Origin of the sequence: Pseudomonas sp. CCI3.1 (assembly GCF_034313985.1) — a bacterium.
GTDB lineage: Bacteria > Pseudomonadota > Gammaproteobacteria > Pseudomonadales > Pseudomonadaceae > Aquipseudomonas > Aquipseudomonas psychrophila.
The window spans coordinates 797,838-824,628 of the sequence record NZ_JAVIWO010000001.1 but is presented as its reverse complement, the minus strand read 5'-3'; the positions used below and the strand labels follow the sequence as shown (position 1 = coordinate 824,628).

29 protein-coding genes are annotated in these 26,791 nt (G+C 55.6%); 14 read left to right on the top strand and 15 right to left on the bottom strand.

Features of this window, described 5'->3' with window-relative positions; all coding sequences use genetic code 11:
• Positions 1-90: 90 nt before the first annotated feature.
• Positions 91-2,310: a TonB-dependent receptor gene (locus RGV06_RS03615; protein WP_048351419.1), complete on the top strand. Its 2,220-nt coding sequence runs from the start codon at positions 91-93 to the stop codon at positions 2,308-2,310.
• 171 nt (positions 2,311-2,481) lie between these two features.
• Here the strand turns inward: RGV06_RS03615 and RGV06_RS03610 are convergent, their stop codons facing one another.
• From RGV06_RS03610 to RGV06_RS03600, 3 genes are all read right to left on the bottom strand, one after another.
• Positions 2,482-2,817, bottom strand: coding sequence for a hypothetical protein (locus RGV06_RS03610; protein WP_048351512.1), 336 nt, complete (start codon positions 2,815-2,817; stop codon positions 2,482-2,484).
• A 148-nt stretch (positions 2,818-2,965) separates the two neighbouring features.
• Entirely contained in the window at positions 2,966-3,805 is an 840-nt protein-coding gene (locus RGV06_RS03605; protein ID WP_046809447.1) for an SDR family oxidoreductase, read from the bottom strand.
• A gap of 93 nt (positions 3,806-3,898) precedes the next feature.
• Positions 3,899-4,375 (bottom strand): cupin domain-containing protein, encoded by a 477-nt coding sequence (locus RGV06_RS03600; RefSeq protein ID WP_082113405.1) that lies wholly within the window; start codon positions 4,373-4,375, stop codon positions 3,899-3,901.
• Positions 4,376-4,561: 186 nt separating this feature from the next.
• On the opposite strand from RGV06_RS03600, the gene RGV06_RS03595 reads away from it, so the two are divergent.
• The gene (locus RGV06_RS03595) at positions 4,562-5,455 is read left to right on the top strand and encodes a LysR family transcriptional regulator (RefSeq protein WP_037032303.1); all 894 of its coding nucleotides are present in this window, start codon (positions 4,562-4,564) and stop codon (positions 5,453-5,455) included.
• 54 nt (positions 5,456-5,509) lie between these two features.
• Here RGV06_RS03595 and RGV06_RS03590 read toward each other — a convergent pair whose 3' ends face one another.
• The 3 genes from RGV06_RS03590 to RGV06_RS03580 form a co-directional block, all read right to left on the bottom strand.
• A complete protein-coding gene (locus RGV06_RS03590) occupies positions 5,510-6,925 on the bottom strand; it encodes an amino acid permease (RefSeq protein ID WP_019825636.1) in 1,416 nt (471 codons plus the stop codon).
• A 169-nt stretch (positions 6,926-7,094) separates the two neighbouring features.
• A complete protein-coding gene (locus RGV06_RS03585) occupies positions 7,095-8,165 on the bottom strand; it encodes an ornithine cyclodeaminase (protein WP_019825637.1) in 1,071 nt (356 codons plus the stop codon).
• A 52-nt stretch (positions 8,166-8,217) separates the two neighbouring features.
• Positions 8,218-9,252 carry a histone deacetylase family protein gene (locus RGV06_RS03580; protein WP_322149392.1) on the bottom strand — a complete coding sequence of 345 codons (1,035 nt, stop codon included), beginning with the start codon at positions 9,250-9,252 and terminating at the stop codon, positions 8,218-8,220.
• 122 nt (positions 9,253-9,374) lie between these two features.
• Here RGV06_RS03580 and RGV06_RS03575 point away from each other — a divergent pair, with 122 nt between their 5' ends.
• From RGV06_RS03575 to RGV06_RS03560, 4 genes are all read left to right on the top strand, one after another.
• The gene (locus tag RGV06_RS03575; RefSeq protein WP_019825640.1) at positions 9,375-9,872 is read left to right on the top strand and encodes an Lrp/AsnC family transcriptional regulator; all 498 of its coding nucleotides are present in this window, start codon (positions 9,375-9,377) and stop codon (positions 9,870-9,872) included.
• A gap of 500 nt (positions 9,873-10,372) precedes the next feature.
• Complete coding sequence (locus RGV06_RS03570; RefSeq protein WP_322149389.1) at positions 10,373-10,672, top strand: hypothetical protein; 300 nt, start codon at positions 10,373-10,375, stop codon at positions 10,670-10,672.
• Between the two features lie 418 nt (positions 10,673-11,090).
• Positions 11,091-11,912, top strand: a complete 822-nt coding sequence (locus RGV06_RS03565) for a MinD/ParA family protein (protein WP_019825642.1) — start codon at positions 11,091-11,093, stop codon at positions 11,910-11,912.
• Between the two features lie 212 nt (positions 11,913-12,124).
• Positions 12,125-12,493 (top strand): histone-like nucleoid-structuring protein, MvaT/MvaU family, encoded by a 369-nt coding sequence (locus RGV06_RS03560; protein WP_019825644.1) that lies wholly within the window; start codon positions 12,125-12,127, stop codon positions 12,491-12,493.
• 141 nt (positions 12,494-12,634) lie between these two features.
• Here RGV06_RS03560 and RGV06_RS03555 read toward each other — a convergent pair whose 3' ends face one another.
• On the bottom strand, positions 12,635-13,129 hold the full coding sequence (locus RGV06_RS03555; protein WP_019825646.1) for a DUF2938 domain-containing protein: 495 nt from the start codon (positions 13,127-13,129) through the stop codon (positions 12,635-12,637).
• A gap of 100 nt (positions 13,130-13,229) precedes the next feature.
• Here RGV06_RS03555 and RGV06_RS03550 point away from each other — a divergent pair, with 100 nt between their 5' ends.
• Positions 13,230-13,670: a helix-turn-helix domain-containing protein gene (locus tag RGV06_RS03550; protein ID WP_322149386.1), complete on the top strand. Its 441-nt coding sequence runs from the start codon at positions 13,230-13,232 to the stop codon at positions 13,668-13,670.
• A gap of 122 nt (positions 13,671-13,792) precedes the next feature.
• Here the strand turns inward: RGV06_RS03550 and RGV06_RS03545 are convergent, their stop codons facing one another.
• Positions 13,793-14,899 carry an NADH:flavin oxidoreductase gene (locus tag RGV06_RS03545; RefSeq protein WP_037032308.1) on the bottom strand — a complete coding sequence of 369 codons (1,107 nt, stop codon included), beginning with the start codon at positions 14,897-14,899 and terminating at the stop codon, positions 13,793-13,795.
• Positions 14,900-15,021: 122 nt separating this feature from the next.
• On the opposite strand from RGV06_RS03545, the gene RGV06_RS03540 reads away from it, so the two are divergent.
• Complete coding sequence (locus RGV06_RS03540; RefSeq protein WP_322149384.1) at positions 15,022-15,915, top strand: LysR family transcriptional regulator; 894 nt, start codon at positions 15,022-15,024, stop codon at positions 15,913-15,915.
• A 35-nt stretch (positions 15,916-15,950) separates the two neighbouring features.
• Here RGV06_RS03540 and RGV06_RS03535 read toward each other — a convergent pair whose 3' ends face one another.
• Complete coding sequence (locus RGV06_RS03535) at positions 15,951-17,348, bottom strand: MFS transporter (RefSeq protein WP_416194549.1); 1,398 nt, start codon at positions 17,346-17,348, stop codon at positions 15,951-15,953.
• 233 nt (positions 17,349-17,581) lie between these two features.
• Here RGV06_RS03535 and soxR point away from each other — a divergent pair, with 233 nt between their 5' ends.
• From soxR to RGV06_RS03520, 3 genes are all read left to right on the top strand, one after another.
• On the top strand, positions 17,582-18,043 hold the full coding sequence (soxR, locus tag RGV06_RS03530; RefSeq protein ID WP_046809454.1) for a redox-sensitive transcriptional activator SoxR: 462 nt from the start codon (positions 17,582-17,584) through the stop codon (positions 18,041-18,043).
• A gap of 179 nt (positions 18,044-18,222) precedes the next feature.
• Positions 18,223-18,792, top strand: a complete 570-nt coding sequence (locus RGV06_RS03525; protein ID WP_322149382.1) for a YceI family protein — start codon at positions 18,223-18,225, stop codon at positions 18,790-18,792.
• Positions 18,793-18,892: 100 nt separating this feature from the next.
• On the top strand, positions 18,893-19,339 hold the full coding sequence (locus RGV06_RS03520; RefSeq protein ID WP_322151824.1) for an NUDIX hydrolase: 447 nt from the start codon (positions 18,893-18,895) through the stop codon (positions 19,337-19,339).
• A 123-nt stretch (positions 19,340-19,462) separates the two neighbouring features.
• Here the strand turns inward: RGV06_RS03520 and RGV06_RS03515 are convergent, their stop codons facing one another.
• Positions 19,463-20,341 carry a serine hydrolase domain-containing protein gene (locus RGV06_RS03515; protein WP_322149381.1) on the bottom strand — a complete coding sequence of 293 codons (879 nt, stop codon included), beginning with the start codon at positions 20,339-20,341 and terminating at the stop codon, positions 19,463-19,465.
• Between the two features lie 216 nt (positions 20,342-20,557).
• Complete coding sequence (locus RGV06_RS03510; RefSeq protein WP_019825662.1) at positions 20,558-21,055, bottom strand: hypothetical protein; 498 nt, start codon at positions 21,053-21,055, stop codon at positions 20,558-20,560.
• A gap of 271 nt (positions 21,056-21,326) precedes the next feature.
• On the opposite strand from RGV06_RS03510, the gene RGV06_RS03505 reads away from it, so the two are divergent.
• On the top strand, positions 21,327-21,728 hold the full coding sequence (locus tag RGV06_RS03505) for a GFA family protein (protein WP_019825663.1): 402 nt from the start codon (positions 21,327-21,329) through the stop codon (positions 21,726-21,728).
• A 180-nt stretch (positions 21,729-21,908) separates the two neighbouring features.
• Positions 21,909-22,289, top strand: a complete 381-nt coding sequence (locus RGV06_RS03500; protein ID WP_019825665.1) for a hypothetical protein — start codon at positions 21,909-21,911, stop codon at positions 22,287-22,289.
• A 115-nt stretch (positions 22,290-22,404) separates the two neighbouring features.
• On the opposite strand, the gene RGV06_RS03495 is transcribed toward RGV06_RS03500, so the two are convergent.
• From RGV06_RS03495 to RGV06_RS03480, 4 genes are all read right to left on the bottom strand, one after another.
• Positions 22,405-22,947, bottom strand: a complete 543-nt coding sequence (locus tag RGV06_RS03495) for an adenylate kinase (protein ID WP_322149380.1) — start codon at positions 22,945-22,947, stop codon at positions 22,405-22,407.
• Positions 22,948-23,106: 159 nt separating this feature from the next.
• Positions 23,107-23,637, bottom strand: coding sequence for a glyoxalase superfamily protein (locus RGV06_RS03490; protein WP_322149378.1), 531 nt, complete (start codon positions 23,635-23,637; stop codon positions 23,107-23,109).
• 215 nt (positions 23,638-23,852) lie between these two features.
• The gene (locus RGV06_RS03485) at positions 23,853-24,395 is read right to left on the bottom strand and encodes a phosphoglycerate mutase (protein WP_046809460.1); all 543 of its coding nucleotides are present in this window, start codon (positions 24,393-24,395) and stop codon (positions 23,853-23,855) included.
• A 112-nt stretch (positions 24,396-24,507) separates the two neighbouring features.
• Entirely contained in the window at positions 24,508-25,611 is a 1,104-nt protein-coding gene (locus RGV06_RS03480; protein ID WP_019825673.1) for an SDR family oxidoreductase, read from the bottom strand.
• Positions 25,612-25,727: 116 nt separating this feature from the next.
• On the opposite strand from RGV06_RS03480, the gene RGV06_RS03475 reads away from it, so the two are divergent.
• Entirely contained in the window at positions 25,728-26,621 is an 894-nt protein-coding gene (locus tag RGV06_RS03475; RefSeq protein ID WP_322149376.1) for a LysR family transcriptional regulator, read from the top strand.
• The last annotated feature ends 170 nt before the right edge of the window (positions 26,622-26,791 follow it).

Sequence of the window (26,791 nt, the reverse complement as noted above, 5' to 3'; positions counted from 1 at the left end):
AGCCGCATATTTCATAATTAACAATTCTCATTAAAAACATTCCTTGTATTTAGATTCAGAGGAAGCCTTCTCAATTGACGGAGCCATCGCGTGAGCAAACACCATTTTCAAAACCGTATTGCGTCAACACGAGCAGTTTTTGCCTTGAATCGTACCTGTGTAGCCGTGCAGACCGTGTTGTTTGGCATGGCGTTGTCCATGACGGGGCTGCCGGCTTACGCCGAGAGTTCGGCCAATGAGGAAAAAAAGAGCGTATCAACGCTCCCTGCCACGATGGTTGAGGGCGAAATGGCATCGCCAGCCGAGTTGCCAGCCAGCTATGCCGGCGATCAGGTCGCTTATGGCAGTCGGGTTGGTTTACTGGGTAACAAGGACTTCATGGAGACGCCTTTCAGTACCATCAGCTACACGGAAAAATACATCGCCGACCGCCAGGCCCAGAACATCACTCAGGTCATTGCCGCGACTGACCCGTCAGTGTTCAGCAATGGCTTGACCGGTACTTTCAGCGAGAACTACTCCATACGTGGCTTCGCCAGCAATATTAGCGATGTGACTATTGGTGGCCTGTATGGCGTGGCCCCCTACTATCGAATTTCGCCAGAAATGTACGAGCGCATCGAGGTGCTCAAAGGCCCGTCTGCACTGCTCAATGGAATGCCACCGGGTGGCTCGGTGGGCGGTGCCGTCAACTTGGTGCCAAAGCGTGCGAGCGCCGAACCGCTGACTCGTCTGACGGGCACCTACATGTCTGATGCTCAGTTCGGCGGGCATCTCGATGTGGGCCGGCGTTTCGGTGAAGACCAGCAGTTTGGCGTGCGCTTCAACGGTGTGTACCGTGATGGTGACGGCGCGATTAATCATCAGGAGCAGAAAGCCGAGTTGACGTCGCTTGGCCTGGACTGGCGTGGTGAGCGCGTCAGGCTCTCTGCCGATCTGTATGAAAGTGAAGACCGGGTACGCGGGCAGAATCGCGGGATCAACCTGGCCTCCGGCCTTGCAGTGCCCAAGCCCCCCAAGGCAGATACCCTGTTAAACCCAGACTGGGCTTATGTGCAGACCAAGGACAGGGGGGGGATCATTCGCGGTGAGTTCGACCTGACCGACACCCTGATGGCTTATGCCGCCTACGGAGTGAGCAGGACCCATTACGAATACAGCGGCACCATGCTGGCCGAGGTGTTCAATGACGCGGGCGACTTCAAGACATCCATGGGGCAGTTGAAAATGGACCTTGAGAAAACTTCGGGGGAGGCTGGCCTGACGGGTAGCTTCAATACAGCCTCGATCGGGCATCGCTGGACCGTGAATGCCACGCACTACGGCGATACCCAAAAAGACTATGGGCGCCGTCAGGTGCCCGGCGCGGACTGGATTACCAATATCTACAACCCGGTATGGGGCTTGGCTGCAGCCAAGAATTTTCCGTACATTGCACACTCGCAAACCCGCCTTACCAGCTACGGTGTGGCGGACACGTTGTCGATCCTGGAGGACCGGGTGCAATTGACTCTAGGTGTACGCCGCCAGCAAGTGCTCACCGACACCTTCAGCACCACCACCGGGGCACGTACCAACCGTTATGACGAGAGTGCAACCACACCTGCTGCCGCGTTGCTGGTAAAGCTCAGCGAGAATGTTTCCGTATACGCGAACTATATTGAGGGCCTGAGCAAGGGGGCCACAGCACCGATGACAGCGGCGAATGCCGGGGATGTGTTCGCACCCTACAAATCCAAGCAAAAGGAAGTCGGTGTGAAGGTGGATCTAGGTGATTTTACCCACACCATCAGCCTGTATCAGATCGAGCGTCCCAATAGCTATACGGACCCTGACACCAATATCTTTTCCTTTGGCGGCGAGCAACGTAACCGTGGCATCGAGTGGGGCTTTTTCGGCTCGCCGCTGCATGACGTACGTCTGATGGGTGGTGTTGCCCATGTCGATCCCAAGATCACCAAGGCCGCAGGCGGTGTCAACGAAGGCAAGACGGCTACCGGACTGCCCAAGCTGCAAGGCAAGCTGGGTGTGGAATGGGACACCTCGATCGTGGAACGCTTGACGCTGACTGCCAATGCGACGTCGGTGTCAAAGCAGTACATCAATTCCGACAACTCGCAGTCGCTGCCTGGCCACACCATCTACGATCTGGGCACGCGCTACACAACCCAGTTCGCCAGTCGCCCGGTAACATTGCGCGGCAGCGTGACCAACGTGACCAACAAAGCCTATTGGGGCACGCCGTTGTTATCCAGTCTTGGCTTGGGCGCACCGCGAACTTTTGAGCTTTCCGCCACCGTGGACTTCTAAGAGGCAAGGCGTGAAATTCTGACAGCGTGCCGTCAGAATTCAGTGGGTCAGTAGGTATGCCGAGTCATCGGTTCGACAGACTGGATCATGCCAGGCGCAGTGCTCGCCTTGCTTGATCCAGTGCATGGCCAAACGTGCGGAGTCCGTTTTAGAGGCGTTGCGCCGCTGCGCCTAAAGCAGTTGGTCAATCAGGACCGCATTGGTGTAGATCAAGCTTGAGTCGCTCGATTGATGTCCGACCAAATGAAACTGCCCACGATCCAGATGTAAATAGACCCGCATCTGGCAGTCTGACAATGGGCCATACCCCTCGGGCAGGGTCAGATCCAGTGTGGTCATGTCGACGTCGACCATGACTTCAGGTTCCTGGGTTTTCTGCAGCCGTTCCTCAGCTTGTTCCATACGTCGATGGAGGGGGCCGTCGACATAAAAATGGATCTCACCTACCGGGGTAGGACTGTCGTCGGGACTGTTTTTACACCAACCTTCAATTGTCAGGGCACTCATCACTGAACCTCCGCTGTAGATGGCCGACGCTTCGCAGCGCATGCCGCGCTGTTTGCCATAACGTGTCTGACCTTTACGCTCAGGCGGGGTTCGTCTTTTGTGACCAGCGGTGGACCCGAGTTTTTGTTCCGCCCGGCAGGCGGGGCATCTACTCCTTAGGCGCCAGGTCGCCGTACCAGTAGGCTGCGGTGACACCGCCATCCATCAGGAAGTCGCTGCCGGTGATGAATGTCCCTTCAGGCCCCATCAACAGTGCTGCGACCGAACCGACTTCATCGGGTGTGCCGCCACGGCCGGCGGCGCTGAGGTCGATCATGCGCTGGTAGCCTTCGCCGCGTGGACCGCTGAGTTCATCTCTGGCCAATGGGGTAAAGATGATGCCCGGGCTGATGGTATTGACCCGTGCCCCGCGCTTGCCCCAACGCACCGCCTCGGCCATGACGCGCAACGAATTGCCGCGTTTGGAAATCTGATAAGCGTGCAATGGATCGCTCACCTGGTCTGCCTGAAGCATCGGCAGTGCCAGTAACTCTTCGACAGGGGTGGTGGCCAGTGCCTTGTTTTGCTCCGGTGTGAGGGCGGGCAGGCGATGGCCTGATTGCGAGGCGATGACCACTGCTGATCCACCTTCGGCGATCACGTTGCCGAACACTTCCAGCACCAGTGCCGTGCCATACAGATCCACGCGCAGGATGGTCGATACCGGCGCCTGGGACGGAGAAACACCAGCAGCGTGGATCACCGCGGTGACCTCGCCAATGGTGGTTGCCAATTTAACCAGGGCCTGGACCGACTCGCGGGAGGAAACGTCGACGACAGCCGTGGTGACCTCGAAGCCTGCGTCGAGCAACACCTTGGCCGCCGTATCGGCGCTCTCCTGCCGCAGGTCGGCCAGTACCACGTGTTTGCCCGCGCTGACACGGCGGGCAATTGCCTGGCCAATGGAGCCTGCGCCTATGACGACGGTGACGTTACGGGTGTTCTTCATGAATACCTCGAGTGAGTGCTGCTTGCAGCGACTAAGTGTGACTTGCCGCAGTTATCGTAGCCGCAACTGGCGAGAGCGTTGAACGCACAGGAATCAAAGGCCTTGGGCATACTGTTCGTCGCTGACCTGCTCCATCCAGTCCACCACTTTTTCGTCCAGCACTTCGGCAATGGCGATATGAGTCATCGCCGTGGTGGCAGTCGCTCCATGCCAGTGTTTGACATCAGGCGGGATCCACACGGTGTCCCCCGGTTTGATTGAACGGGCGGGCTGCCCCAGTTCCTGTACCAGGCCGGACCCGGCGGTCACGATCAAGGTCTGGCCCAGCGGGTGGGTGTGCCAGGCAGTGCGGGCTCCAGGCTCGAAGGTCACTGTAGCGCCGCTGACACGGGCGTCCTGGGTTCCCTTGAAAGGCGCATCGACGCGAACGGTACCGGTGAAGTAATCACTTGGGCCCTTGGCCGATGGCTGAGAACCGTTGGGATGGATGATGAGCATTGATTTCTCCTCTGCGGGTACTTCAAGGGCGAGCAATGACAGCGATAACGCCGTGGCTGCGAGGCTGTTCATGACGATTCCCTTAAGGCAATGGCCGCCGGTGACGACTAATAGAGAGCGGCGTGAAAAATTGAGAAGCCCAGTACGCTCTGCCTAGGCTGAGGTGCGCTCATTTGGAGCAAGTTGTTCACTCTATCAGCTGCGAATTATCATGATTAGCCGCTAGAATTCGAAAACACTTATGTGAGTGCCTCATTAATGCTTAGGGAAAACGCCAGCGATCTGCTTGCCTTCCTCGCTGTTGCGAGGGAGCGAAGTTTTACCAAGGCAGCTGCCAGACTCGGGGTCTCGCAATCAGCGCTCAGTCACACGATTCGTGGTTTGGAAGCTCGATTGGGACTGCGCCTGTTGACCCGTACCACGCGCAGCGTTTCGCCTACCGAGGCGGGCGAGCGGTTGATGAAGCGGGTGGGGCCTCATTTCGAAGAAATCGAAATCGAACTGGCCGGCCTGAGTGATTTGCGCGACACCCCTGCGGGCACAATCCGTATCAATGCCATGGACCATGTGCTGGATCAGATCATTCGGCCGGTGCTCAAGGACTTTCTCCCCAGGTATCCGGATATCTCGGTGGAAGTCTGCTGCGATTACAGCTTTGTCGATATTGCCGCTCAAGGCTTTGATGCCGGTGTCAGGTTGGGCGAGGATGTGGCGCAGGGCATGATTGCCACCCGCATCGGGCCGGACATGCGCATGTCGGTAGTGGGTTCGCCTGCCTACTTTGCCCATCGAACATTACCCACGACACCTCGGGCGCTTACGGAGCATTTGTGCAATAACCTGCGGTTGCCCACGAACGGCGGTCTGTATGCCTGGGAGTTTGCCAAGGAGGGTGAAAGCCTCAATGTCCGGGTGACGGGCCAGGTGACCTACAACGGTGTTTATCAACTGCTGCAAGCTGCGCTGGATGGTTTTGGGCTGAGTTACATTCCCCACGATCTGGTCGTGCCCCACCTCAATGCAGGGCGCCTGATTCATGTGCTGGAAGACTGGTCGCCACGGTTTGCCGGGTTTCACCTCTACTACCCGAGTCGACGCCAGGCTTCACCTGCGTTTGCCTTACTGGTGGAAGCATTGCGCTACAAGGCCTGATCCTCTTCGATGTTCAATTTATGGCCAATCCATGGCCATAAATCATCAGAAGCTTTAGCCGGGTTGCCTGACTACGTGACTGGCTGACGGCCTGTTCCTGAACTGCGTTACTTGATAGGCAATGGCCAGCCATATGAACCAGGCAGGCATCACGCACAGGGCGAGGCGGGTGTCAGGTCGAAGGGCAAGCAGACACAGCACAAATGCCAGGAAAGCGAGGGACAACCATGCCACGGGCAGCCCTCCTGGCATCTTGTACCTGGATTGCGCATGCAGGTCGGGCCGTGTTTTGCGGTAAGCGATGTAGGACGCCAGGATGGTCGACCAGGTAAAAATCACCAGGATGGCCGAGACTGTCGATACGATCGTAAAGGCCGTCATGACTTCAGGGATGATGAACAGCAGCAGCACCCCCAACAGCATGAGGAACGTGGTGAACGCCAGGCTGGTGAGTGGAACACTGTTTTTCGAAAGCCGTTTAAAGATACGGGGTGCATTACCCAGGTCGGCAAGGCCGAACAGCATCCGGCTGGACGAAAAAACACCGCTGTTGGCTGAGGAGGCTGCAGAGGTCAGAACGACAAAGTTTACAATGCCGGCGGCCGCCGGAAACCCCGCGATCAGGAACAGTTCAACGAAAGGACTTTTGTTGGCGGACACTTGTTGCCATGAGGTTACGGCGATGATGCAGGCCAGTGCCAGCACATAGAAAAGGATGATTCTGAGCGGTATGGAGTTGATAGCCTTGGGCAACGTCTTTTCTGGCGACTTGGTTTCAGCGGCCGCAGTACCGATCAATTCGGTGCCCGCGAAGGAAAAGATCGCCATCTGAAAACCGGCAAAAAAGCCGAATAGCCCGTTAGGAAAGGCCGCTTGTTTGTCCAGCAAGTGCGTCAGTGAAGCCGTAACCCCCGTCGGGGATACGAAGGAGCTGCCAATCAGCACGGCACTCACGCCGATAAGCGTAACGACGGCGATGATCTTGATGATTGCGAACCAGAATTCAACTTCACCAAACAGCCTGACGGTTAGTACATTCAGGGCAAAGAGGGTAAACATCATACCGATAGCGGGTATCCATGCTGGTACATCAGGGAACCAGTATTGAAAGAACCCCCCGACAACCACGGCGTCCCCTACCACCGCAACGCTCCAGCTCAGCCAGTACGACCATCCCAGAAAGAAGGCTGCTCGAGGGCCTAGGTAGGCACCGGCAAAATCCGCGAAACTCTTGAAGTTGAGGTTGGATAAAAGCAGCTCTCCCATGGCTCGCATGACGAAGTAAACAAAGAGCCCAATGATCATGTAGATAAGAATGATCGAGGTTCCGGACAGGGCGATTATCTTTCCGGAACCCATAAACAGGCCGGTGCCAATAGCACCCCCCATGGCCATTAGTTGAATGTGACGATTGCTGAGCGTGCGCTGTAATGCGGGCCGTTCAGTTAAATCATGGGTGTCAGTTTTCATCACAAAACCTCTTGATTTTATGTTTTTGAGTTTTGGCAGAAAAAGAGTGCAGGTTTATTTTTATAAAGTGTGTGGTCATGTCTTGCACGTTGAGGCTGATGGGCGTGCGCCTGATTAATGAAGTGTCAGGTGGATTGGCACCTGACTGAAACGCCAAGGGTGAACACGTTCAGCTTGAGGTGAGTTGTGACTTCTGACTGCGCAAGACAGGTGAATGACCAGAAGTTCCTTCAATCAACTGATACAGGTTCTTGATGTTTTTCGGGGAGGGCACCAAATGGATCTTTTCGCCCAGGCCATACTTGCAAGCCAGGTCATGTAAGTAACGAAGCGAAGAAAAGTCTTCGAGGGCAAAGCCAACAGAATCGAACACTGTGACTTGAGTGTCACTTTCGCGGCCGGGTTCGTTGTCCCGGACGATGCGGAAGAATTCGATGACCGGAAAGTCTGGGGCCAGTTGCTGAATGTCGCCTTCGATGCGTGTCTGGGGCTCGAACTCGACGATGATCCGGGCGTTACGCAGGATATCGGCATGAAGTTCGGTTTTCCCCGGACAGTCACCGCCGACCGCGTTGATGTGCATGCCAGGCTCGATCATGTCGGGGGTCAGAATGGTCGCGTATGCCTTGTCCGCCGTGACAGTGGTGATGATATCGGCACCTTTGACCGCTTCATGCACCGAGGTGGCCACGGTGACCGTGATGCCTGTGTAAGCTTCCAGGTTGCGCTTGAGCTTCAACGAGGCAGCATGATCGATATCAAAGATCCGCACCTCGTTGATCCCCAGCATTTCATGAAAGGCAATGGCCTGGAATTCGCTCTGGGCGCCATTGCCGATAAGGGCCATGCATGTTGAGTTCTTGCGTGCCAGGGACTGCGCCACCAGTGCTGACGTTGCCGCGGTTCGCACCGCTGTGGTCAGGGTCAGTTCGCTGAGGAAGGTGGGGTATCCGCTCTGGACATCGGCCAAGACGCCAAATGCCATAACTGTCGGCAGGTTTCTGATGGCATTGGCAGGATGGCCGTTCACGTATTTGAATGAGTACTGTTTGCCATCATCGGTCGGCATCAACTCGATGACCCCGGACTCGGAGTGATTGGCTGTACGCGGTGATTTATCAAAGTCTGCCCAGCGGCAGTAATCAGCCTTGATATAAAGAGCCATTTGTTGGATGGCATTACCAATACCCATTTTTCCAAACAGCGAGGCGGCGTTATCAACGTTTATGAACAGAGTCATTTTCAGTTATCTCGAAGTGGCGAGTCGTAAAAGTTATATCGGGTACGGAGGCTCAGTGCTGTTTACTTTCATACCCGTGAAGTACGTTGACCGCATTGATCCCGATTTCATCGACCATATAACCGCCTTCCATGACAAAGAGCGTAGGGGCGCCAACAGTGGCGATGATTTCACCCATGCCGAAAAAATCATGGCTTTCCAGAAGGAAGTGGCTGATGGGGTCATCTTTGAATGTGTCGACGCCTAACGAAATAACCAACAGTTCAGGTGCGAAGTCCTTAAGTTTTCTGCAGGCGTGAATCAGGGCATTTTCATAACGCTGCCAGGTCGTATTTTTTGGCAACGGGTAGTTGAGGTTAAAACCTTCGCCGGCACCGGCACCGCATTCGGAACTGAAGCCCGAGTAGTACGGATAGGAAACCGAGGGTTCGCCATGCAAAGAGACAAACATCACATCATGACGGTCATAGAAGATGTTTTGTGTTCCGTTGCCATGGTGGAAGTCAACATCCAGTACCGCCACACGTTTTGCCCCCTGAGTAATTGCTTGCTGGGCGGCAATGGCAGCGTTGTTCAGGTAGCAATAGCCTCCCATGTACTCACGTGCGGCATGGTGGCCGGGCGGACGGCACAGGGCAAAGGCGCTGTTTTGCCCTTCGTTGATCAATGACAGGCCGGTGAGTGCAATATCCGCACTGGTTTTGACCGCTTCCCACGTGGTGCTGGTGATCGGTGAACCGGCATCCATTGCAAAGAAGCCCAGCTTGCCATCAATGAAACCTGGGACGTGTTCATTGGACAAGTCTCGCACTGGCCATACGAGGGGAAGGGCGTCGTGGGTGCGGCCGGTTGCCGTCCATTCGGACCAGGCCGTTTCCAAAAAGGAAACATAGCGCTCAGTGTGCGCGTTGACGTAGCACGCCCGGTCGAATGTTCGCGGAGCGATGATCTCGCCGAGCCCGACATGCCTGACCCTGTCACGCACGGTATCTGCACGGCTTGGCTGCTCGAAAGAGGGCTTGAGCACGCCGTCCTTCAGTTCGGTGCCGTGGTGCAATCGATGAGAGTCGCTAAAAACTGTAAACATTTATTCGCATCCATTGTTTTTGTTCAGGTATCTATTTTGTTCGGGGTTAGATGCGATTTCTTTGCTTTTATTGTTGGTGGGATTAGTATCTTGGGTAATATTTTCCTTTAAAAAGAAATAATATGAAAAAAAATACCAAACGTGTGGCGCTTGATGACACTGACCTGGCCATCCTGGCCTTGCTGCAGGAGGACGCCAGCATTTCCAACGCTGAGTTGAGCGAACGACTTTCCTTGAGTCTTACGCCCTGCTGGAGACGGCGTAAAAGAATGGAAGAGGAGGGCGTGATCAAGGGCTACCAGGCGAACCTGGATCGGCGGATGTTGGGGCTGGACATCATGGCATTCGTGCACATCCGTTTTGCCACGCACACCGATCAGACCCCGGAAGCCTTCGAGGCGGTCATCAAGCAACTCCCAGAGGTTTTGTCGTGCCACAAGATCACGGGTGATGCTGACTACCTTTTACAAGTGTTGGCCCGGGATCTTGATAGTTACAGTGATTTTGTCGAAAGCGTGTTGAGGCGCCAGTTGGGTATAGCTTCCATCCAGTCGAGCCTGGCGTTGCGTGAGGTCAAGAGCACCAGTCGCGTCGCTATTGAAGGCCCGGCCATGAAGTAACCCGGGGCGCGATAAGGGTCACAGGGGGGCTTGCCTTAAATCAGTCAATAGCTGGCACGGGCCGCTTGCATGTCGGCGAGGACGAAAGGACGCACCGTGTTGACTCGAACTGTTGCGACGGCAATGTCGTCATCCAGCATTCAGAAAATTGAAGGCGGACCGGTTATTTGCGGATGCGGATTTTTTGATGAGTGAGGGTGTTATAAAAAACGCCAGTATCGCCTCTAAGTACATACAGGGTTGCTCGGTAGGCAGATGACAGTCTGGGGCATAACAGGCTGCGCATCTTGCGATAAGCCCACATCCAACCTCGTCCAGATACGTTTGTCATAGGCCTGCCTTGATTGTAGATTGATGAGTTGTTTGTGCGACGGCTCTTGCTGATGGCAATCATCTGCGCAGGCCTTTAAGTGCATTGGTGCTGTCAGATCATTAAAAAGTTATTGTTGCAGGTGAGGTCGTGCAGGGTAAGTTAATTAATGACGGATCATGTGCTTTTCATGAGCGCTGTTTTGACTCGTCAAGTTGAAGGGGTAGGAGGCTATACAGTGATGTCTAAGTTGTGGGTGTGGGCTGAAGTGTGGAGTGAGTTGATCATAGTGCCAACGCTGTTTTTCTGTCACCCGCCACCCTGTTTATTTTTTGAGTTTAACAATAAAGTTGACGGGTTGCTGGCGCCATTTGAATGGCTGGGTGCTGGCTTGAAGGGGGACCTCTTCTTTATAAGGGAGGCACCCATGATGATCTCAGTGTGTGAAGTTGACGAGTTATTGGCGTCATTTGGTTGGCTTATTTATTAATTCAAGGTTGGGTTTTATTCCGTGTGGCTTTTCTTTTGTTTTATTTTTTTATAAATTAGCGGTGTGGCGTCTGATTTAACCTCCCTGGCGGGTCAATTAAGGAGTCATTGAGCTGCTTTTGGGGCGCTCCGGGCTGTTCATTAACAATAAAACCTCAGTGCTCACCCACTTTTGTGGCTAAATACCTGGCCCTCTTGTACGGCAGGCTGTTCGATGCTGCCGGCGTTCAATTTAGTCCGTCAGACTGTCTGGGACAGGTGGGTGGATCGTTGGTTTGACGGTGTCATACCGTCAGTCGAACTTAACGTATCAGCGACTAAACATGAGCCCGATTAATCAGGGGTAGTGGTTAAGCTTATTTAGTTATCCCTCGCTTTACGAGAATGTTCACGCGTCACACAGGGAAGGAGTTGAGAGTATGGAGTGCGAACATTTTGTACAAGTTATCGCTGTGACAAGCGGTAAGGGAGGCGTAGGCAAGACCGTTGTCGCGGTTAACCTCTCATTGGCGCTGGCTGAGCTCGGTAAGCGGGTCGTGTTGCTGGAGGCTGACCTGGGGTTGTCGAATATTGGTGTTCTACTGGGCTTAAACCCGAAGTACACGCTTGCCGATCTGATTGAAGGCCGTTGCGAATTGTCCGATGTGCTGATGCGAGGACCTGGCGGAGTGCTCATAGCCCATGCAGCGTCAGGTGATCGGAACATGGCGCATTTGTCGGCGGCACAGTACGCAGGTTTGATTCAGGTATTCAGCGATATAGCGGACACCCTTGATGTCCTGGTAATTGATACCGCTTCCGGTATTGGTGAATCGGTCGTGAGTTTTGTTCGGGCCGCCCGGGATATTTTATTGGTGGTGTGTGATGAACCCACTTCAATTACCAATGCGTATGCACTTATAAAGTTGCTTAATCGTGACTACGGTATAAGCCGTTTTCGGGTGTTGGCCAATATGCAGCACACGCCACTGGACGGTCAAAGACTGTTCGCAAAGTTAATCAAGATTACGGATAGTTTTTTAAGTGTCACCTTGCAATACGTAGGGGCAATTCCGTACGACCAGGATGTGCGCAAGGCTGCGCTTATGCAACGAGCTGTTTACCGAAGCTTCCCTCGTTCCAAAAGTGCAAAGGCTTTCAGGGCTATTGCTCAAAAGATCGATGCGTGGCCAATTTCAAACAGTCCTCGAGGGCATATAGAGTTTTTTATCGAGGGACTTGTCAGTCACTCGAGAAGGTGAGGTGGGTGGGCGTGTTTTTTGAAGTAGTCACCTGTTTTTATTTGTTTCAGGGTGCACTTTTCTCCCTTGGGTCCTCACGACTCAACTAGGGGGGCACTCAAAACCGGATCATTATAAAGCGATCAGCGCCTGCCGCATCCAGACAGGCCTTTGGTCATCCTTATCAATGACCTGTCTATTTTTCACAGCCGTTACTTGGAGAGCATCAGCACATGTCTAAAGTTGCTAAATACCGGGACCTCGAACGCCAGATCATCGAACACCAGATGGTTCTGGAAGCGCTAAAGAACGACAAGTCCTTCCAGGCAGAAACCGAATTTGAAAACAAACTGCATAAACTGATGGAGGCGTACGGTGTCAACCTGCATCAGATCGTCGCTCTGCTTGAGCCGGATCTTGCCAGTGCCATGGACGGGACGGTGGAGGGGCGCAAGGTTCAGCGGGCTGCCCGGACTCTCAAGCGTTATCTGAACCCGTTCACCAACGAAGTCGTCGAGACAAAGGGCGGTAATCACAAGACGCTTAAAGCCTGGAAAATGGAGCACGGGGCAGATCAGGTCGAACGCTGGTTGCTTGCATGATTCATGGGTAGATTAAGCACTGCACCCCTCGAACCATTGTGCATGCTCACATGCCTCAGTGTTGAGGACTGAGCCTGCGCTTTCGGCCAGAATACCGCCGGGAGCGGGAGGCTCAGTTGGCGCCGATGCTCCCGCAGGTGTTCACCCCAGGCACTGCGGCGCAGGAAAGAGCAGCACCAACATCCAGCCGGCCCCAAAGAGCCCGACCCCGAACGTCAGATGGGCAATCACGCTCCTGCGTCTTGCTACCTTAGGTGCCGGGGTTTTGGACGCAGCGATACCGAAACCAAACGCGGGCTGCATGATTAAAAAGGGTGCAGTCACACTGATCAAACCAGCCATCAGCGCAGGCACCAAGGAGGGGTTGCAGAGCCAGGCAACGCCCTGGACACCGACAAGCGCCATCGCGAAGACGCAGCCCGTAATGTAATGAAACACCCAGCCAACCAAGCGCTCATTCCTGACCTTGGGCGCAGCCTTGATCGAGGCATGACGAAACTGCCCGTCTACCATGTGGCCCAGCCAGCGACCGACCAGTCCATAGTCAGCTGACGCAACGCCCAGAACCCGTGCTTGAATCAAAGCCGATACGTCCATGATCAGCGTGGCGGCCATTCCAACAAACAGAATGCGCATTATCGTCTCACTTGTTTCCATCATATTTCCCTTTGTCTTTAGCCCGCTTTGGTGGTTTTATCCGGGCAGTCTGCAAGTTCAAGTCCACTTGAGGTCAAGCATGAAAGAGATGACTATCGGTGAAGTGGCTGCACATTCTGGCCTGCCGTCTTCAACCCTTCGGTATTACGAAGAAAAGGGTCTTATCCGCTCGATAGGACGTCGTGGCCTTAGCCGCGTATTTCGGGCCGACGTGCTCCAGCAGTTGTCATTGATTGCGCTCGGGCAATCTGCGGCGTTCTCACTGGACGAAATAGCCGCCATGCTGGACGTTGACGGTCAGCCAGCCATTGATCGTCAGCGGCTTTCGCAAAAGGCTGATGAACTGGACCGCACCATTGAGCGCCTCAGTGCCGTACGCGATGAGCTTCTTCGTGCGGCGTCGTGCCCGGCTGCTCTTCATATTGAATGCTCAACGTTTCAAAAAATGCTGAAAGCTGCCGGGGCAGGGGATATCAAGCCAAAGACCGGCAAGGCAAGCCTGCGCAGATTGAGGCCGTGAAGCGGTCGCTCACCCACGTGGTCGCAAACAGGCGGGCGTGCTTGCGACCTTCGAGCATGTTCTTTCAGCTGTACAGGCACAAACGGTTATCTAGGGTCTGCGCGCAAAATCTGTGAGTGGGGTCACGCCACATTCAACTCACTGTCCTTGATATCGGCAATCGGCCCCAGAATCGAAGTGTCGAACCGGGCGAGGTCGGTGTGGGTTGCCAGACGGCGGGGAAGGTCGGGATTGGCCAGAGCCGCCTTGCCCAGCGCGATCATATCGGCGCCGTGTCGCACTACTTGCCCAGCACGTTGCGACTTATCCAGGCCGCCATTGGCAATGATTGCCACCTTAGGAGCATATCGCCGAGCCAGCTCCACCAGGCTTGAGTTTCCTTCGGCGAATGCCGGTTGCCATGCCTCAAACTCCGTCACATGGATGAAGTCCACGCCAGCGTCCTTGAGCGAACCAAAAATCACTTCGGCGGCGGCTTCGCCTCCCTCCCATTTGTGTGCATGGTCGTTCACCTTGCTCTGGGAAATCCTCACGCCGACGGGCGCACCCGCACCGACTGCAGCCCTGACCGCCTTAAAGACTTCCAGTGTCAGTCCAATCCGCGCGCGGACATTGCCGCCCCAGCGATCTTGTCGTTGATTGGTGTAGTCGCTCAGGAATTGATCCAGCAGGTAGCCGTTCGCCCCATGAATTTCGACACCATCGAATCCCGCATCACGGGTTGCCAAAGTCGCCGCTTGTGCGAATCCGGTGATGGCATCAGCGATGTCTTCATCCGTCATCGCTTGGGGAATCGGATATTGCCCCTCACCGTAATAGAACTTCATTTGCGTACCTTTCGGTCGCACAGAGGAGGGCGCAGCGGTTGCAGTTTCAAAACGGTTGCCCTGGCTCAGTGCTCCAGCGTGCATGAGTTGTGCGAATGCAGCGCCTTTGTGGGCATGAATGAGATCTGTCACAACACGCCACGCCAGAGCCTGCTCAACATCGCTAATCCCTGGTTGGAAGGGGTAGCCCTGGGCATACTTCTGATCGGTGTAAAGCCCTTCGGTAATGATCAGGCCAAAGTCCCCTTTGGCAAATCGCTCGTAGTAACGCGCCATCTCAGGGGTCGCTAGCCCCGCTTCGGTGGCACTCACTCGCGTCATGGGGGCTACGGCAAGACGATTTCTCAATCTCAGGTCGCCAATATCATAGTGAGATAATATCTGCTGGTTATAGTCATTCATGTGTCCAGTCCTCTTTTGACAAAAATGCCGGTAGAAATTGATGCAGAGGACAGTAAGCTTGGATGGGAACGTTTAGAAGCCAGCGAAAACGATAAGCCGCTTTATCAGAAACGGATGCAATGATGCAGATTTCAGATGTGGAAGTTTTCAGCGCCATTGCCGAAAGTGGCAGTCTCTCGGCAGCCGCCAGACGGCTTGGCCTGTCGCCCATGACAGTGTCCCGCAGGCTGGCCACTCTTGAAGGCGAACTGGGTGTTCGGTTGTTTCATCGAACAACGCGCTCCGTGTCGCTAACGGCCGAAGGCGAAACATTTGTACCCTTTGCAACCACGCTGCTGGAAGCCAGTGAAGGGGCTAGAGTCAGTCTCAAATCCAATGCCGGTACGGCCAGTGGTGTCTTGAAGGTCACTGCTCCCAGCGTTTTTGGACAGTCAGTGATCATGCCCCTGATTCCCGATCTGTTGGCTGAGCACCCGGCGCTACGGGTTGATCTGACACTCTCGGATAGCATTGTGGATATTGTCGGTCTCGGAATCGATGTCGCTATCCGCATTGCGACATTGCGGGATTCGGCTTTGATCGCGCGCCCCCTCGCCCCCAATCCCAGAGTGCTGTGCGCCAGCCCCGCCTATCTGAAACACCACGGCATACCGGCCACGATGGACGCACTGTCGGGCCACCGTCGCATAGCGTTGCACGGAATGCCTTACTGGCCCTTCATGCGTGACGGTGACGCGGTTGCCATACGGGCGGAGGGCGTTTTTTCGGCTAACAGCGTCGAGGCGGTACGAGCGGCGAGCAGGCAAGGTTTAGGGGTGGCGATGCTGACCTACTGGGATGTCCGTGATGATCTGGATGCCGGAACCCTGCGCCTGATCGAGTTGCAGGATGTCAGCCCTGAACAGCTCTACATCACCGCAATATTGCCCACCCGACAGCACGTGCCCCATAGAGTTGGTGTGTTCCTTGAGCGTCTGGAGTCGGTGCTCGGCACAAACGGTTGTCTTCCTCTGTAGACAACCGTGCAATGGAAGGCATCCGAACGCTTGAGTCAGAATGATGGAGTGTCTGCAGCCTGCTCCCGTTGTCCCGCACTCGGATGATGGAATAGCACTCGATAGACCGTCAAAACACCTAGCATCGGTGCCAGTGCGAACACTCCAAAAAGCCAGGTTGCTGCGCTTGAGGCGCCCACGATACCCCCGGGATCGGTCAGGCCCGCAATGTTGGCCACCATTCCCGCCAGGGCCGCACCGAGCGCAGTGGCGAACAGCTGTACGGTTGTGATCGATGCTGCTGCCAGGTCCTGTTCACCTGCCGAGGATACCTGGAAGACCCGGGTCAGCAGATGCGGCCAGGCCAGTCCAACGCCCAACCCGATAGCGCCCAGCGCCAGGCAGATAGGGGTAAGTGCGAGCCAGTTGCCTTCGCTTTCAGTTCCCATCAAAACGGCAAGCGCAACCATACCCGCCAATCCAAGTATCGGGCCGGCGAGGATCGCGCGCCTGATGTTTTTGCCATTGGCACCGGCGCTTGTGATTGATCCCAGCGTCCACCCGGCTGCCATAAGCGCTGCAAGGTAGCCCGCAGCCAGAGGTGACTGGTGGTGGAGAACCTGAAGGAAGAGCGGCACAAATATTTCGCCACTGGTTACGGCGATCGCAAGCAGCGACATGGTTGCATAAAGCGCCCCCAGGGCCGATGTAATCCGCAACGCACCTTCTGGCAGCAAGCGGTGCCGGGCGCGGCTTTCCGTTGTTATCAGCAAGGCCGTCAGCAGGACGGCGACTCCCAGGCCGACCATGTTCAAGATGAAAACTGAGGAGACACTGACCGCCGAAATAACGAGAACAGCCGATGTCAGGAGAACGAGTTGAGTGAGAGCAAGCGGGGAGGCTGGAGTGCTCTGCGAGCCGCGTTTGGGTAATACGACCACCGCGAGCAGGGCGAACAGCGTAGCGACTGGAATCAGCGACCAAAATGCAGCCCGCCATATGCCGAGCTCTGCGAACACGCCGCCAACCGCAGGGCCAATGAGCGTTGCTACCCCCCACATTCCGGAGATCAAGGCCATTGCGCGTGGCCACAAGGCTTCACTGAAAACAAGCCTGATCATGGCGTAGGAGAGCGCGAACAAAAACCCGCCACCCAGTCCCTGAATAATGCGTCCGGCAAGCATCAAAGGCATTGAGGGCGCGAACGCACAAATCAGCGTACCGATCGCAAACACCAGTGTTGCGATCATGTAGGCCCCGCGGGGCCCCGCGCTCTGGAGCAACCTGGCCGACAACGCCGACCCGAGAATCGATGCCGCGACAAACAGTGTGGTGTTCCAGGCGTAATAGTCGATACCGCCGATGTCCCTAACGACAGAGGGCAGAATCGTCGTGGAAATATAGACATTGACCGCGTGAAGGACGACTCCGCCTGCAAGTGCGAGAGAGCGCATGCCATTCCTGCCGGAGAGCAGGGCTCCCCAGCCTGTGCTTGAAGGGGCGCTATCTTCTGAGGGCCATGGGTTCGATCCGTGTTGTGAGGATTGATCTGATGGGATGTGACGCTTGTCCATGTTGGCTCCACTTCAAGAAATCATCCGCAGCTGCGAATGAAGGCTTGCAAATGCAAACCGACACTCCTTATAAAACCTCATGTATAGATGAGGTCAAGAGGGGAACGGAATCCATGATTGATGTGCGCGTACCTATTTCGGTCGGAGAGTTAGCCCGCCGATGCGGCGTTACGATAGCCACCGTCCACTTCTATGAAGCCAAAGGGCTGATTCACGGGCAGCGCAGTGCAGGTAATCAGCGTCGTTATGGCAGGGACACTCTTCGGCGCATTGCCATCATCAAGATTGCAAAACGCGCGGGCATTCCGCTCGCCGCGATCAAGGCTGCGCTGGACGAACTTCCAACGGGAAGACCTTTGACTTCAAAGGACTGGGCGTACCTTTCCACGGGGTGGAGAGACATGCTGACTGAGCGGATTCTGAGCCTGACCCGGCTTCGTGATCAGCTTGACGGTTGTATCGGTTGCGGATGCCTGTCGATGGAAGACTGCCCCCTGCGTAATCCAGGGGATCATTTAAGCCTGCAAGGCCAGGGTGCGGTTTTGTTAGAGCAGGGCAACGGTGCTGCAGATTGAGAGAAGTGCTGGGTGAGCGTCTGGGTTTAGACGGGAGCTGTCATCAGTCGCTTTTGTACACGGTCAGGTAAAACATGAGTCGTGAACTGCGTGCGGGCTGGAACAAACGGTGATTCTTTGCTTCAGTTCACCTGCTGCTAGACACGTCGACCCATAAGGGGCCGGCCCTGGAGAATGCAATGAGCCCTCGATCTCTTCGTTCGACCGCACTGGCTGTCACGCTCAGCCTCGGCTTTTTTCCTGGCGCTGACGGGGCCCAATACAGCCACTTAAATCCCACAGCCAGCACCATCAGTTTTACCTACAACCAGATGGGATCAAGGGTGTATGGCACATTTGGCAAGTTTGTCGGGACCCTCGACTTCGATACCGCTCACCCCGAGGCTGCCCAGGCCAAACTGGCCATCGACCTCAACAGCATCGACTCCGGTAGCGAAGAGGCCAACACTGAGCTGCAAAAACCCGCCTGGTTCGACACCACGGCTTATCCGGTGGCGACCTTTGAGTCGACCCTCATCAAAGACCTGGGCAACAACCGCTACCAGATCACGGGCAACCTTACACTCAGGGGGCTGACCCGGGAGGTCATAGTGCCGGTGCTTCTGAAATCAGATCAAACCATTGGCATCTTCGACGCAGAGTTGGTCCTTAAACGCAGTGACTTCAACGTCGGCGCAGGCGAGTGGTCTGACAGCCTTGTTTCCGACAACATCGATATACGTTTACGGATGGTTGCACCGCAGCAGTGAGGCGACTGCTGGACAAAACGACAGGCTCCAGCCGCTGCCATTACGTGATCGCTGAAAGCGTATGATGGTGAGCTTTCGTTTTTTCGATACGGACATCGCCATGCTTGCCCAGAAAGTCTGCCCAGTAGTTCTGTCTTCTGCACAGCCCCTCAAGATCCTTTTGTTCCGTCATCCGCAGGCCGGGGTGCAACTGGTGAAGGGAACGGTTGAGGAGGGGGAGGCACCCTGTCGTGCGGCTCTGCGTGAATTGGTGGAAGAGTCAGGGATAAGCACCGCTACAATCGAAGACGATCTGGGATGTTGGGATTCCGGTCATCAGGGCCAGATCTGGTCGTTTCAACTGTGTCAGGTGACTGGACCACTGCCTGAGCAATGGTCACATCAGACGCTTGATGACCATGGTCATGTTTTCGAGTTTTTCTGGGCTTCGTTCGAGCATTTGCCTTATGGCGATTGCCACCCGGTTTTTCGTCGGGCCCTGGTCTTTCTTGGCGAGGTCTTGGGCGCGCGTGGGCATTTGATCGACAAGCCCCTCTCGCTCAGATGACGGCCTTCTGTTTTCGGTCGCTTCTGGCCGATTGCTTCCTGTCACAAGGGGCTGCAATCGACATAAACCAGTGGTGCGCAGATTATGGGGCTGTAGTCCAAAGATCCTGGGCGAATCCATTCTTTATCGCAAAGCCTGTAGCAGTTTCTCGACAACGAGGACTTCGACGGCGCCTTCAGGGGTGCCTGCGTCAAAAACAGCGCAACACGCCGATGCACCGCCGTCGCAGATACGGTAAACGGCAATAACACCACCGGGCCCGCAACCGGTGTGTCCGCAGAGTGTAAAACCCCCTTCAATCGAACCCTGCATCAAACCCAGGCCGTACCCAGGTGCAAGCCATGGGCGTCCAGGAATCGGCCCCCCCAATGCTTTTGCTACCTGCATTTCCTGGAGCAAACCCGCAGGCAGGAGGTGCCCCGCGAGAAGTCGGTCGAGGAATAGCGCTGATTGCGAAATGGGGCCTATCAGCAAGCCGTGATATACCCAGCCGGGGTCATAATTTGATTTATTTCCAAGGTGAGCATTTCGTAAGTCTGCTCGCGTTTTGGCGAAGCGAACGCTCGAAAGACCCAACGGCGTCAGTGCGTATCGATCCACGGCTTCTTCAAGCGAAAGATCGGTCACCTGTTCAATTAGCCTGCCGATGAGCAGGTAACCCACATTCGAGTAACGCCATCCGGTTCCGGGGCTATATCGAAGCCGGGCACCATCAAGGCGCTGCATCATTTCGTCTACTGACCATGCGGCCTCATCGTTAGCGACGGCGGCGTGATAATCCGCAAGTTCACCATAGTCGGCGAGCCCTGCCTCATGTCGAAGCAGTTGGCGTAACGTGAAAGGTTGATCAAGAATCGAGGAGTCTAGTCCGAGCCGTCCATCACGCACCAAACACAGCGCGGTAGCGGCCAGGAGGGTCTTGGTAAAACTCCACCAAGGCACTTCCAGTTCTGATCGGTCGGACGCAGATGGCTGACCATTTGATACGAGTGAGCTCAGCATTGACTTCCTTGTGTGGTTGAGCAGATTAACTTGCCAGCAAGATATTCCATTCGCCTTCGCGCGGGAGAGTGCAACGTTAGGTTGAGGCTTTTGTCATGGCTTGCGCGGCGGGCTGCCCTTGGCAGTTCAGCTATCTGAAGGTGTGTCCAGCCAACACGTGCAGTTTCGGTCGCGACGTATAAAGTGCGGCAGAAATCTCAAATGATTGCCTGCGCGCTACTCTGCTTGCATTTGCCTGTTCCAGCCGAAGGTGTCAGCACAAGGGGCCAACCATTGGCGGATTTTTGGATTGCACGCCAGCGCCTCGGGCTCCAGCAAGCGCGCCCCTAAATTGGCATGGCGCACAAAGCGTACACCAAGGCACTGTTCCAGCTGTCCGACCAGCAATGGGAAGTCCATGAGGCTGTGCAGCCGAGGCCACTTGATCAGCTTGCGGTAGCGCAGTTGCTGGGACTCAATGCGCAAGTCATCGTTCTGGCGCCACTGGATGTTGAACTGTCTGTCATGACGCGAGAGGTCGACACACCAGTTCCCGCTGGAGGGTATGCACAGGTCGAGCTTCAAGCTTTCAGGCCGCAATCGGTTGCGCTTAAAGAACCAATGCTCGGGCGGTTCGTTGCTCAGGTCGATGGAGCAGACGCTGTATGCCACCTCGGGGACTTCGAACCTGGCGAACCATTCAGCAATTTCGGGCTGGGTTGGATGATCGAACATGCTTGGCCTCTTCCTGAGAGCGCGTTGGATAGCACGCAAGTTTAATCGTTTGTCGCGCCAGGGTCACCGGTACACAAGGCCGCCATTGGCTTGATGGCGGCCTCTGAGTATGTAGATCTGGCGTTGGTGGCCGTACGTTCACCCCCCCTTCATGGCCGGTATTCAGAACCCATGCCTCGTCATGACTGAGCGCTCAGGGCCAAAAGCAGTCGGTCGACGGTCTTGGTTGAGGTGGTTATGCTGGCATCTTTTCACGTGCAGGGTTGAGCGTATGACAGAGGTGTATCAAGGAAGCTGCCTGTGCGCAGCAGTCCGCTACGAACTACTCACTCCACCAACAGCAGTGAGTCATTGCCATTGCAGCCAGTGTCGTAAAGGCCACGGGGCTGCATTCGCTTCGTACGCCAGCGTTCCCCGCAGCGCGCTACGGATACTTGGCGGCGCCAGCAGTATCAAAACGTATGCTTCCTCGGAGACGGTGTTACGCGAGTTCTGCGCACACTGTGGTTCGACGTTATTCTGGTCACGATCACAAGGCGAATTTGCCGACTGGGTTTCGATAGCACTGGGTACGCTCGACACGCCCTTCAAGCCTCAAAAGCAAAAACACGTTTATGCCGACTCCGCAGTCCACTGGTACACACCTTCCAAACAATGCCCTCAGGTCGACTGACAGCTTGAGTCAGGTTGCAGTCCATTGAGGGAGGTAGCAGCCGGCCAAAGTGGAACTCAATATGAGTCCACACAATGATTAGCGATTCACTTTCAGGAAAAATACAGCGGCTTCCAAAATAAATTCAAGATATCAGCCAGACTTGTCGATGCGTTCCTTACAACCTAAAGGAGCATCAGCATGAGCATTAATCGATTGGCGATAGGTGCAAGTCTGTTTTTTGCATTGAACAGTGGCAGCCAGGCTGCTGTCCCTTTAGGCCAAGGGGTTATCCAGTTTCATGGCAGTGTTGTGGAGTCGAGCTGTATTGCCCACGTAAACATGAGTTCGAGCTTTGAACTTCAAAGATGCCCGCAGCCCATGCTGGGTACAGCGGTTAACGTACGCACAGTAGAATCGACCCGCTCAGTCAGTGCTGCCGGGCATTCCAGCGTCAAAGTCAAATTGCTCGCTGTCAGCAGTCCAGACGGTCGCTATTACAATCAACGATTCGAGTTGGTGGATGGTTCGGGCAAGCCAGTGCAGTCGGGGCGTTACTTGATTACTGTGACTTGGCTCTGAAGACAAGTCGTTGGCTTGCGTTTGAAGTGGTACCTCGGATCCAGAAGGGATATGGGGGGGGAGCCTTAATCCGGCTTATCAATGGAATGAGTGAATAGACCCTCCTGATTTCGAGCTATTGAGGGGTTGGCGGTAACGCTTGAATGACTTCCACTGCCAACTTTTCAACACTGTCAGCCCCGTCAATCCGTAAGACGGGGGCTATTTGTTCTGATAGCCACAACTCGTGCCTCGCCCGGTTGCGCCCTGAGAAATTCGGGTTGTCGTACTGCGAGGCCCACTCCCGAAAATCCCCATGTATTTGGTGCATGTCACCGCCGACTGCTATCCGATTTCCAAACAGCTTTTTTTCACGCGCCGCCAGCCGCTCAAGGCGCACAGGTGTTGCTGTTACGATAAATACAATCAGGTCGACCCGGGTCACCAGTGCATCTCCCCAGTCCATACAAGAACCGGTCAACACCCAGTCTTCGTGACCCAGTTTTTGCTGGATTAATGACACGCGCTCACTGGCAGGTCGCTTGGTCGTGAAAGGAGGGTTGGTGGGCATCCAGAAAAAATCATCGACATCGACATGTCGTACGCGGAGCAATGTTGCGAGCTTTTGACCCAAAGTGGTCACGCCCGCACACGAAGCACCTGTGATGTAAATCCGCATTTTTTCCTCCATGAATACACGTCGGCTTTCAGGTCAGTAAGGTTTTCTGCACCTGCGGGGTCCGGTTTTGTTACGGCGTGGTGGCGAATCCCGGAACAAACCAGCCCGCGTCAGGGCGGGTTCACTCCTGGATCAGATTATCCCGCGTGCACGGTTCAATCAGTCTTCGCAGAACCTGATCCGGTTCCCGAACGGGTCATGGACTTCCAGTATCGTCCCCCAACCCTGCTGGACAATGTCGGGACGTCCGTACCCGTACTGCCTGGACAGCAATTCATCGCGAAGCAGTTCGATATTGTGCGTCGGGACAAAAATCGTTGTCCCGGGGCTCGCATCGCCATGATGTTCTGAAAGGTGGATGTTCAACCCGTTGCGGCTGATCCCCAGGTAAAGAGGCATGCCGGCCTCGAAGCGGTGTTCGAACTCGACATGAAAACCCAGAAAATCAAGGTAAAACTCGCGTGCCTTGGCTTCATCGAACATTCGGACTATGGGGATGGGGCTTTCGAACGTTATCGCGTTTGGGGTGGTTTCCTGGGGCAGCAGCGCTGACGCAGTGTTCCAGTTCTTGTAGCCCAGTTGCTGTGCTACCAGTTCCAGCGCGGTCGAATGCGTAACCTCTTGGCCGCGCGCTTCAAGCACAGTACGCAGTCGTTTGGCCATTTGCTTGGCGTGTTCAATTGAAATCATCGTTCCTCCTGGAGTCGAGGCAGACGGGTGCTCGCGTTGCCAAACCTCGACTGCAAGAAAATCGACAGGATTTGGAGAGTGCAAAAATACTTTCACCAGTCCCTGGGGGCGCGAGCGGCAGGCAGTATCAGCCGGCGCTCAGCATACTCATTTTGATCAACGCGCAACAAGTCGTGAACCAATAGTCGTTCTTGATTGCGCCCTGTGGGGGCCGATCAACCACCGTCGCAGTGATACACCTGCGCACTCCAGTACCGGTTTCCACTGGGTTTTTCGCGAGTCCAGCCATTTGCTGCCAGTTGCCTGGCAATCATGCGATTCATTAACCCATGGCCGAGCAGCAGGACCGTTCCTTCGCTGGCCATGGACTGCAGTTGTTGCGCCCCGGCGCAGGCGCGGCCCTTGGCAGTGGCAGCGGATTCAACGCCGGGTGAGTAACCGCACAACCACAAGAGGCGCAGCACAAATGCCCATGTAAACGGCGATAGGCGTGGCAGCTTCCAGCGGCCATAAGGCAATTGGGCCTCACAAAATAGCGCGTCGACCAAGGAAGGTTTCAGGCCGAGCGCCCGGACGGAGGTCAGCGCTCGAGGTGCGCTGCTTGAGACGATCACCGTGGCGGTTGCGGCGAGTTCGAGGCTGGCATCGGGCGCCGGCTGGCGGGTGATTCCGGATTGGTTGTAGTGCTCGATCCAGTCTTTCATGTCGAGCGCTGACAGTTTGCCGAATTCGTCCAGCTGTGGCTGGCCATGGCGCATCAGGATTATTGTCCTGTTCACAGTGTGTTTACGTCCTTGTGCTTGGGGAGGCTCACTTGTAACAAGCCCCATGCCATCGGTTTGGGAGGCGATGGCCGTCGGGTTCCGGAGGTTAGTTGTCGGCGGTGACGGATGGGCGGTTCTTCCTGGAGGCCCGCGTCCCGTGGCTTTCAAACCAGCCGTGATCACGGTACCACGCCACAGTATCCATGATTGTCAGTTCTGGCGCCCGGAAGCTCAGGCCCAGTTCCTGTTCACTTTTATGGTGGTTGAAGTGGGTGCGGTGCTCCTCTCGTATCAACAGGCGCAGGGTGGCCATGCTCAATAGAACGGGCTTGCCGGTCAGGCGGGCATAGATCTCCTGCACCGCCGCCAGGGCATACAGAACGGGCGTGGGCACTTGTCGCACGGGTGTCTTGACGCCTGCGATGCGTCCCAGAGCAGGTACCAGATGACGCATCGTCATGTGACGGCCTGCTGCCAGATAGCGCTCACCTCGCCGGCCATGTCTGGCAGCAGCAATCAGCGCGACTGCCACATCACGGGCGTCGACAACGGAGAAACTGCCGGGGATCAGCCCGGGCAACTTACCGTTCACCACATCGTTGACCAACTGTCCTGAGGACGTCGGTCCCATGTCGGCAGGCCCCCACATCCAGCCGGGCAACACCATGCAGGCATGCATCTGGGGGTGGGTTTCCAGGAACGACAACACCTCCCGGTCGCTGAGGATCTTGCTGCGGTAGTAGTCATCGGCATCTGTCTCGGCCCGCAGGCACGTCTCATCGATAGACGTGCCCGGTGCGCCGTTGAGTACAGCAATGGACGATGTATGGATGAATCGTCGTACTCCTGCATGGTATGCCTGCTGAAGCAGTTCTCGTGTACCGGTGACATTGATCTGTTCGAGAGCCTTCCAGTGGCTGCCGCCCTTGTAGCTATCGCGAAAATACGCCGCAGTGTGAAACACCGTATCGCAGCCTTGCAGTGAAGCGGCGAATGCTTCGACCTCGGCCATGTCTCCAACGACAAGCTGCACATTTGCCAGGTCCTTGAACTGCTGTTCGCCTTTGGCCCTTGAGCGGACCAGCGCTTTGACGGTATAGCCGCGAGCGAGCAGTTCTCGCACCAGGTTGTTGCCCAGCAAGCCGGTTGCGCCGGTCACAAATACGTTGCGCGGCGCGTGTTGTGCAGAGTCCTTTTGGCCGGTAGGCATACAATCCAATCCAGTGGTTTCGAAGGCCTGTAGATATACCGTTTAGAGCGCTTCTGAAAAACAGCGAGTACTGCATAATGGCTTTGCACATATGCAGACCAGGGAGGATATGACGCATGGCGTTGCAAGCGAATTGGGACGATCTTCGACTGCTGCTTGCGGTATCGCGGCGTGGCAGCTTTCTTCGGGCGGGCCAGTTGCTGGGTATTGCGGCCTCTACCGTGTCCCGCCGCCTGACTCATCTGGAAGCTGCCTTGGGCGAGCCCCTTGTAGAGCGGGGTGTTGAAGGATGCCGGTTAACCTCGCGTGGCCAATCCCTGGTGGACGTGGCCACGGCTGCTGAAGCAGGCTTGAGGCGTCAAGCCGTTGCTGACACCCCGGGTTTGCACACAGAGCTGTCCGGCAGTGTGCTGGTCAGTGCAGGGGAGGGGTTTTCTTCTGGGGTGCTGGAGGCCGTGAGTCGCTTCACCACTTTGCATCCGCGTTGCTCGGTGGAGTTACTGATCACAGCCGATTTTCACAAGATCGTCCGCGGCGTTGCAGACATTGCGATACGCACCCTTCACCTTGGCGAACCCTCGCTGATTTATCGACCCATTGGTCGCTTCACCTACGGTGTCTTCGCGGATTCCGGGTACCTCAAGCGATTTCCAGGAGTCACGGTGGCCACTGCAGTCAATGTGGCCCTGCTTCCTCCGCTCGACATGTTGCCGCAAATGCGCGCAGCAAAAGCCGCTGGTCTTGACCGTGCGCAAATCAGCGTGAACTCGTTCACCGTGCAACTCGAGTCGGTGCGTCGAGGTCTGGGGGTTGGCGTACTGCCTCGTGTTCTGGCGAAGGATTTGATCGAGGTGTTCGAGGACATTGAACTTCCAGATCTGGAGGTCTATCTGGTGACCCGACCTCAGGCCTTGAAGCAGGCCCATATAAAGTGTTTTTTTGCCATTCTGGAGCAGGTACTGCTCGAAGCCCTTTCTACAGAAACGGTCGAGCGTAGCGTAGAAGGGTGACCCTCTATCGCCATCCCAATAACGGGTCGAAAGTGCAAGGCATCCATGGCTTTGGGCGCTGGCCGGCGGTGTAACTTTTTTGTGGATTGTTTCTCATTCCACGGGGCTAAGTGCATCTGTCCCGTGACGCGACAATCTGTTGCTGCAGCGATGTGTAACTGCTTGTATCC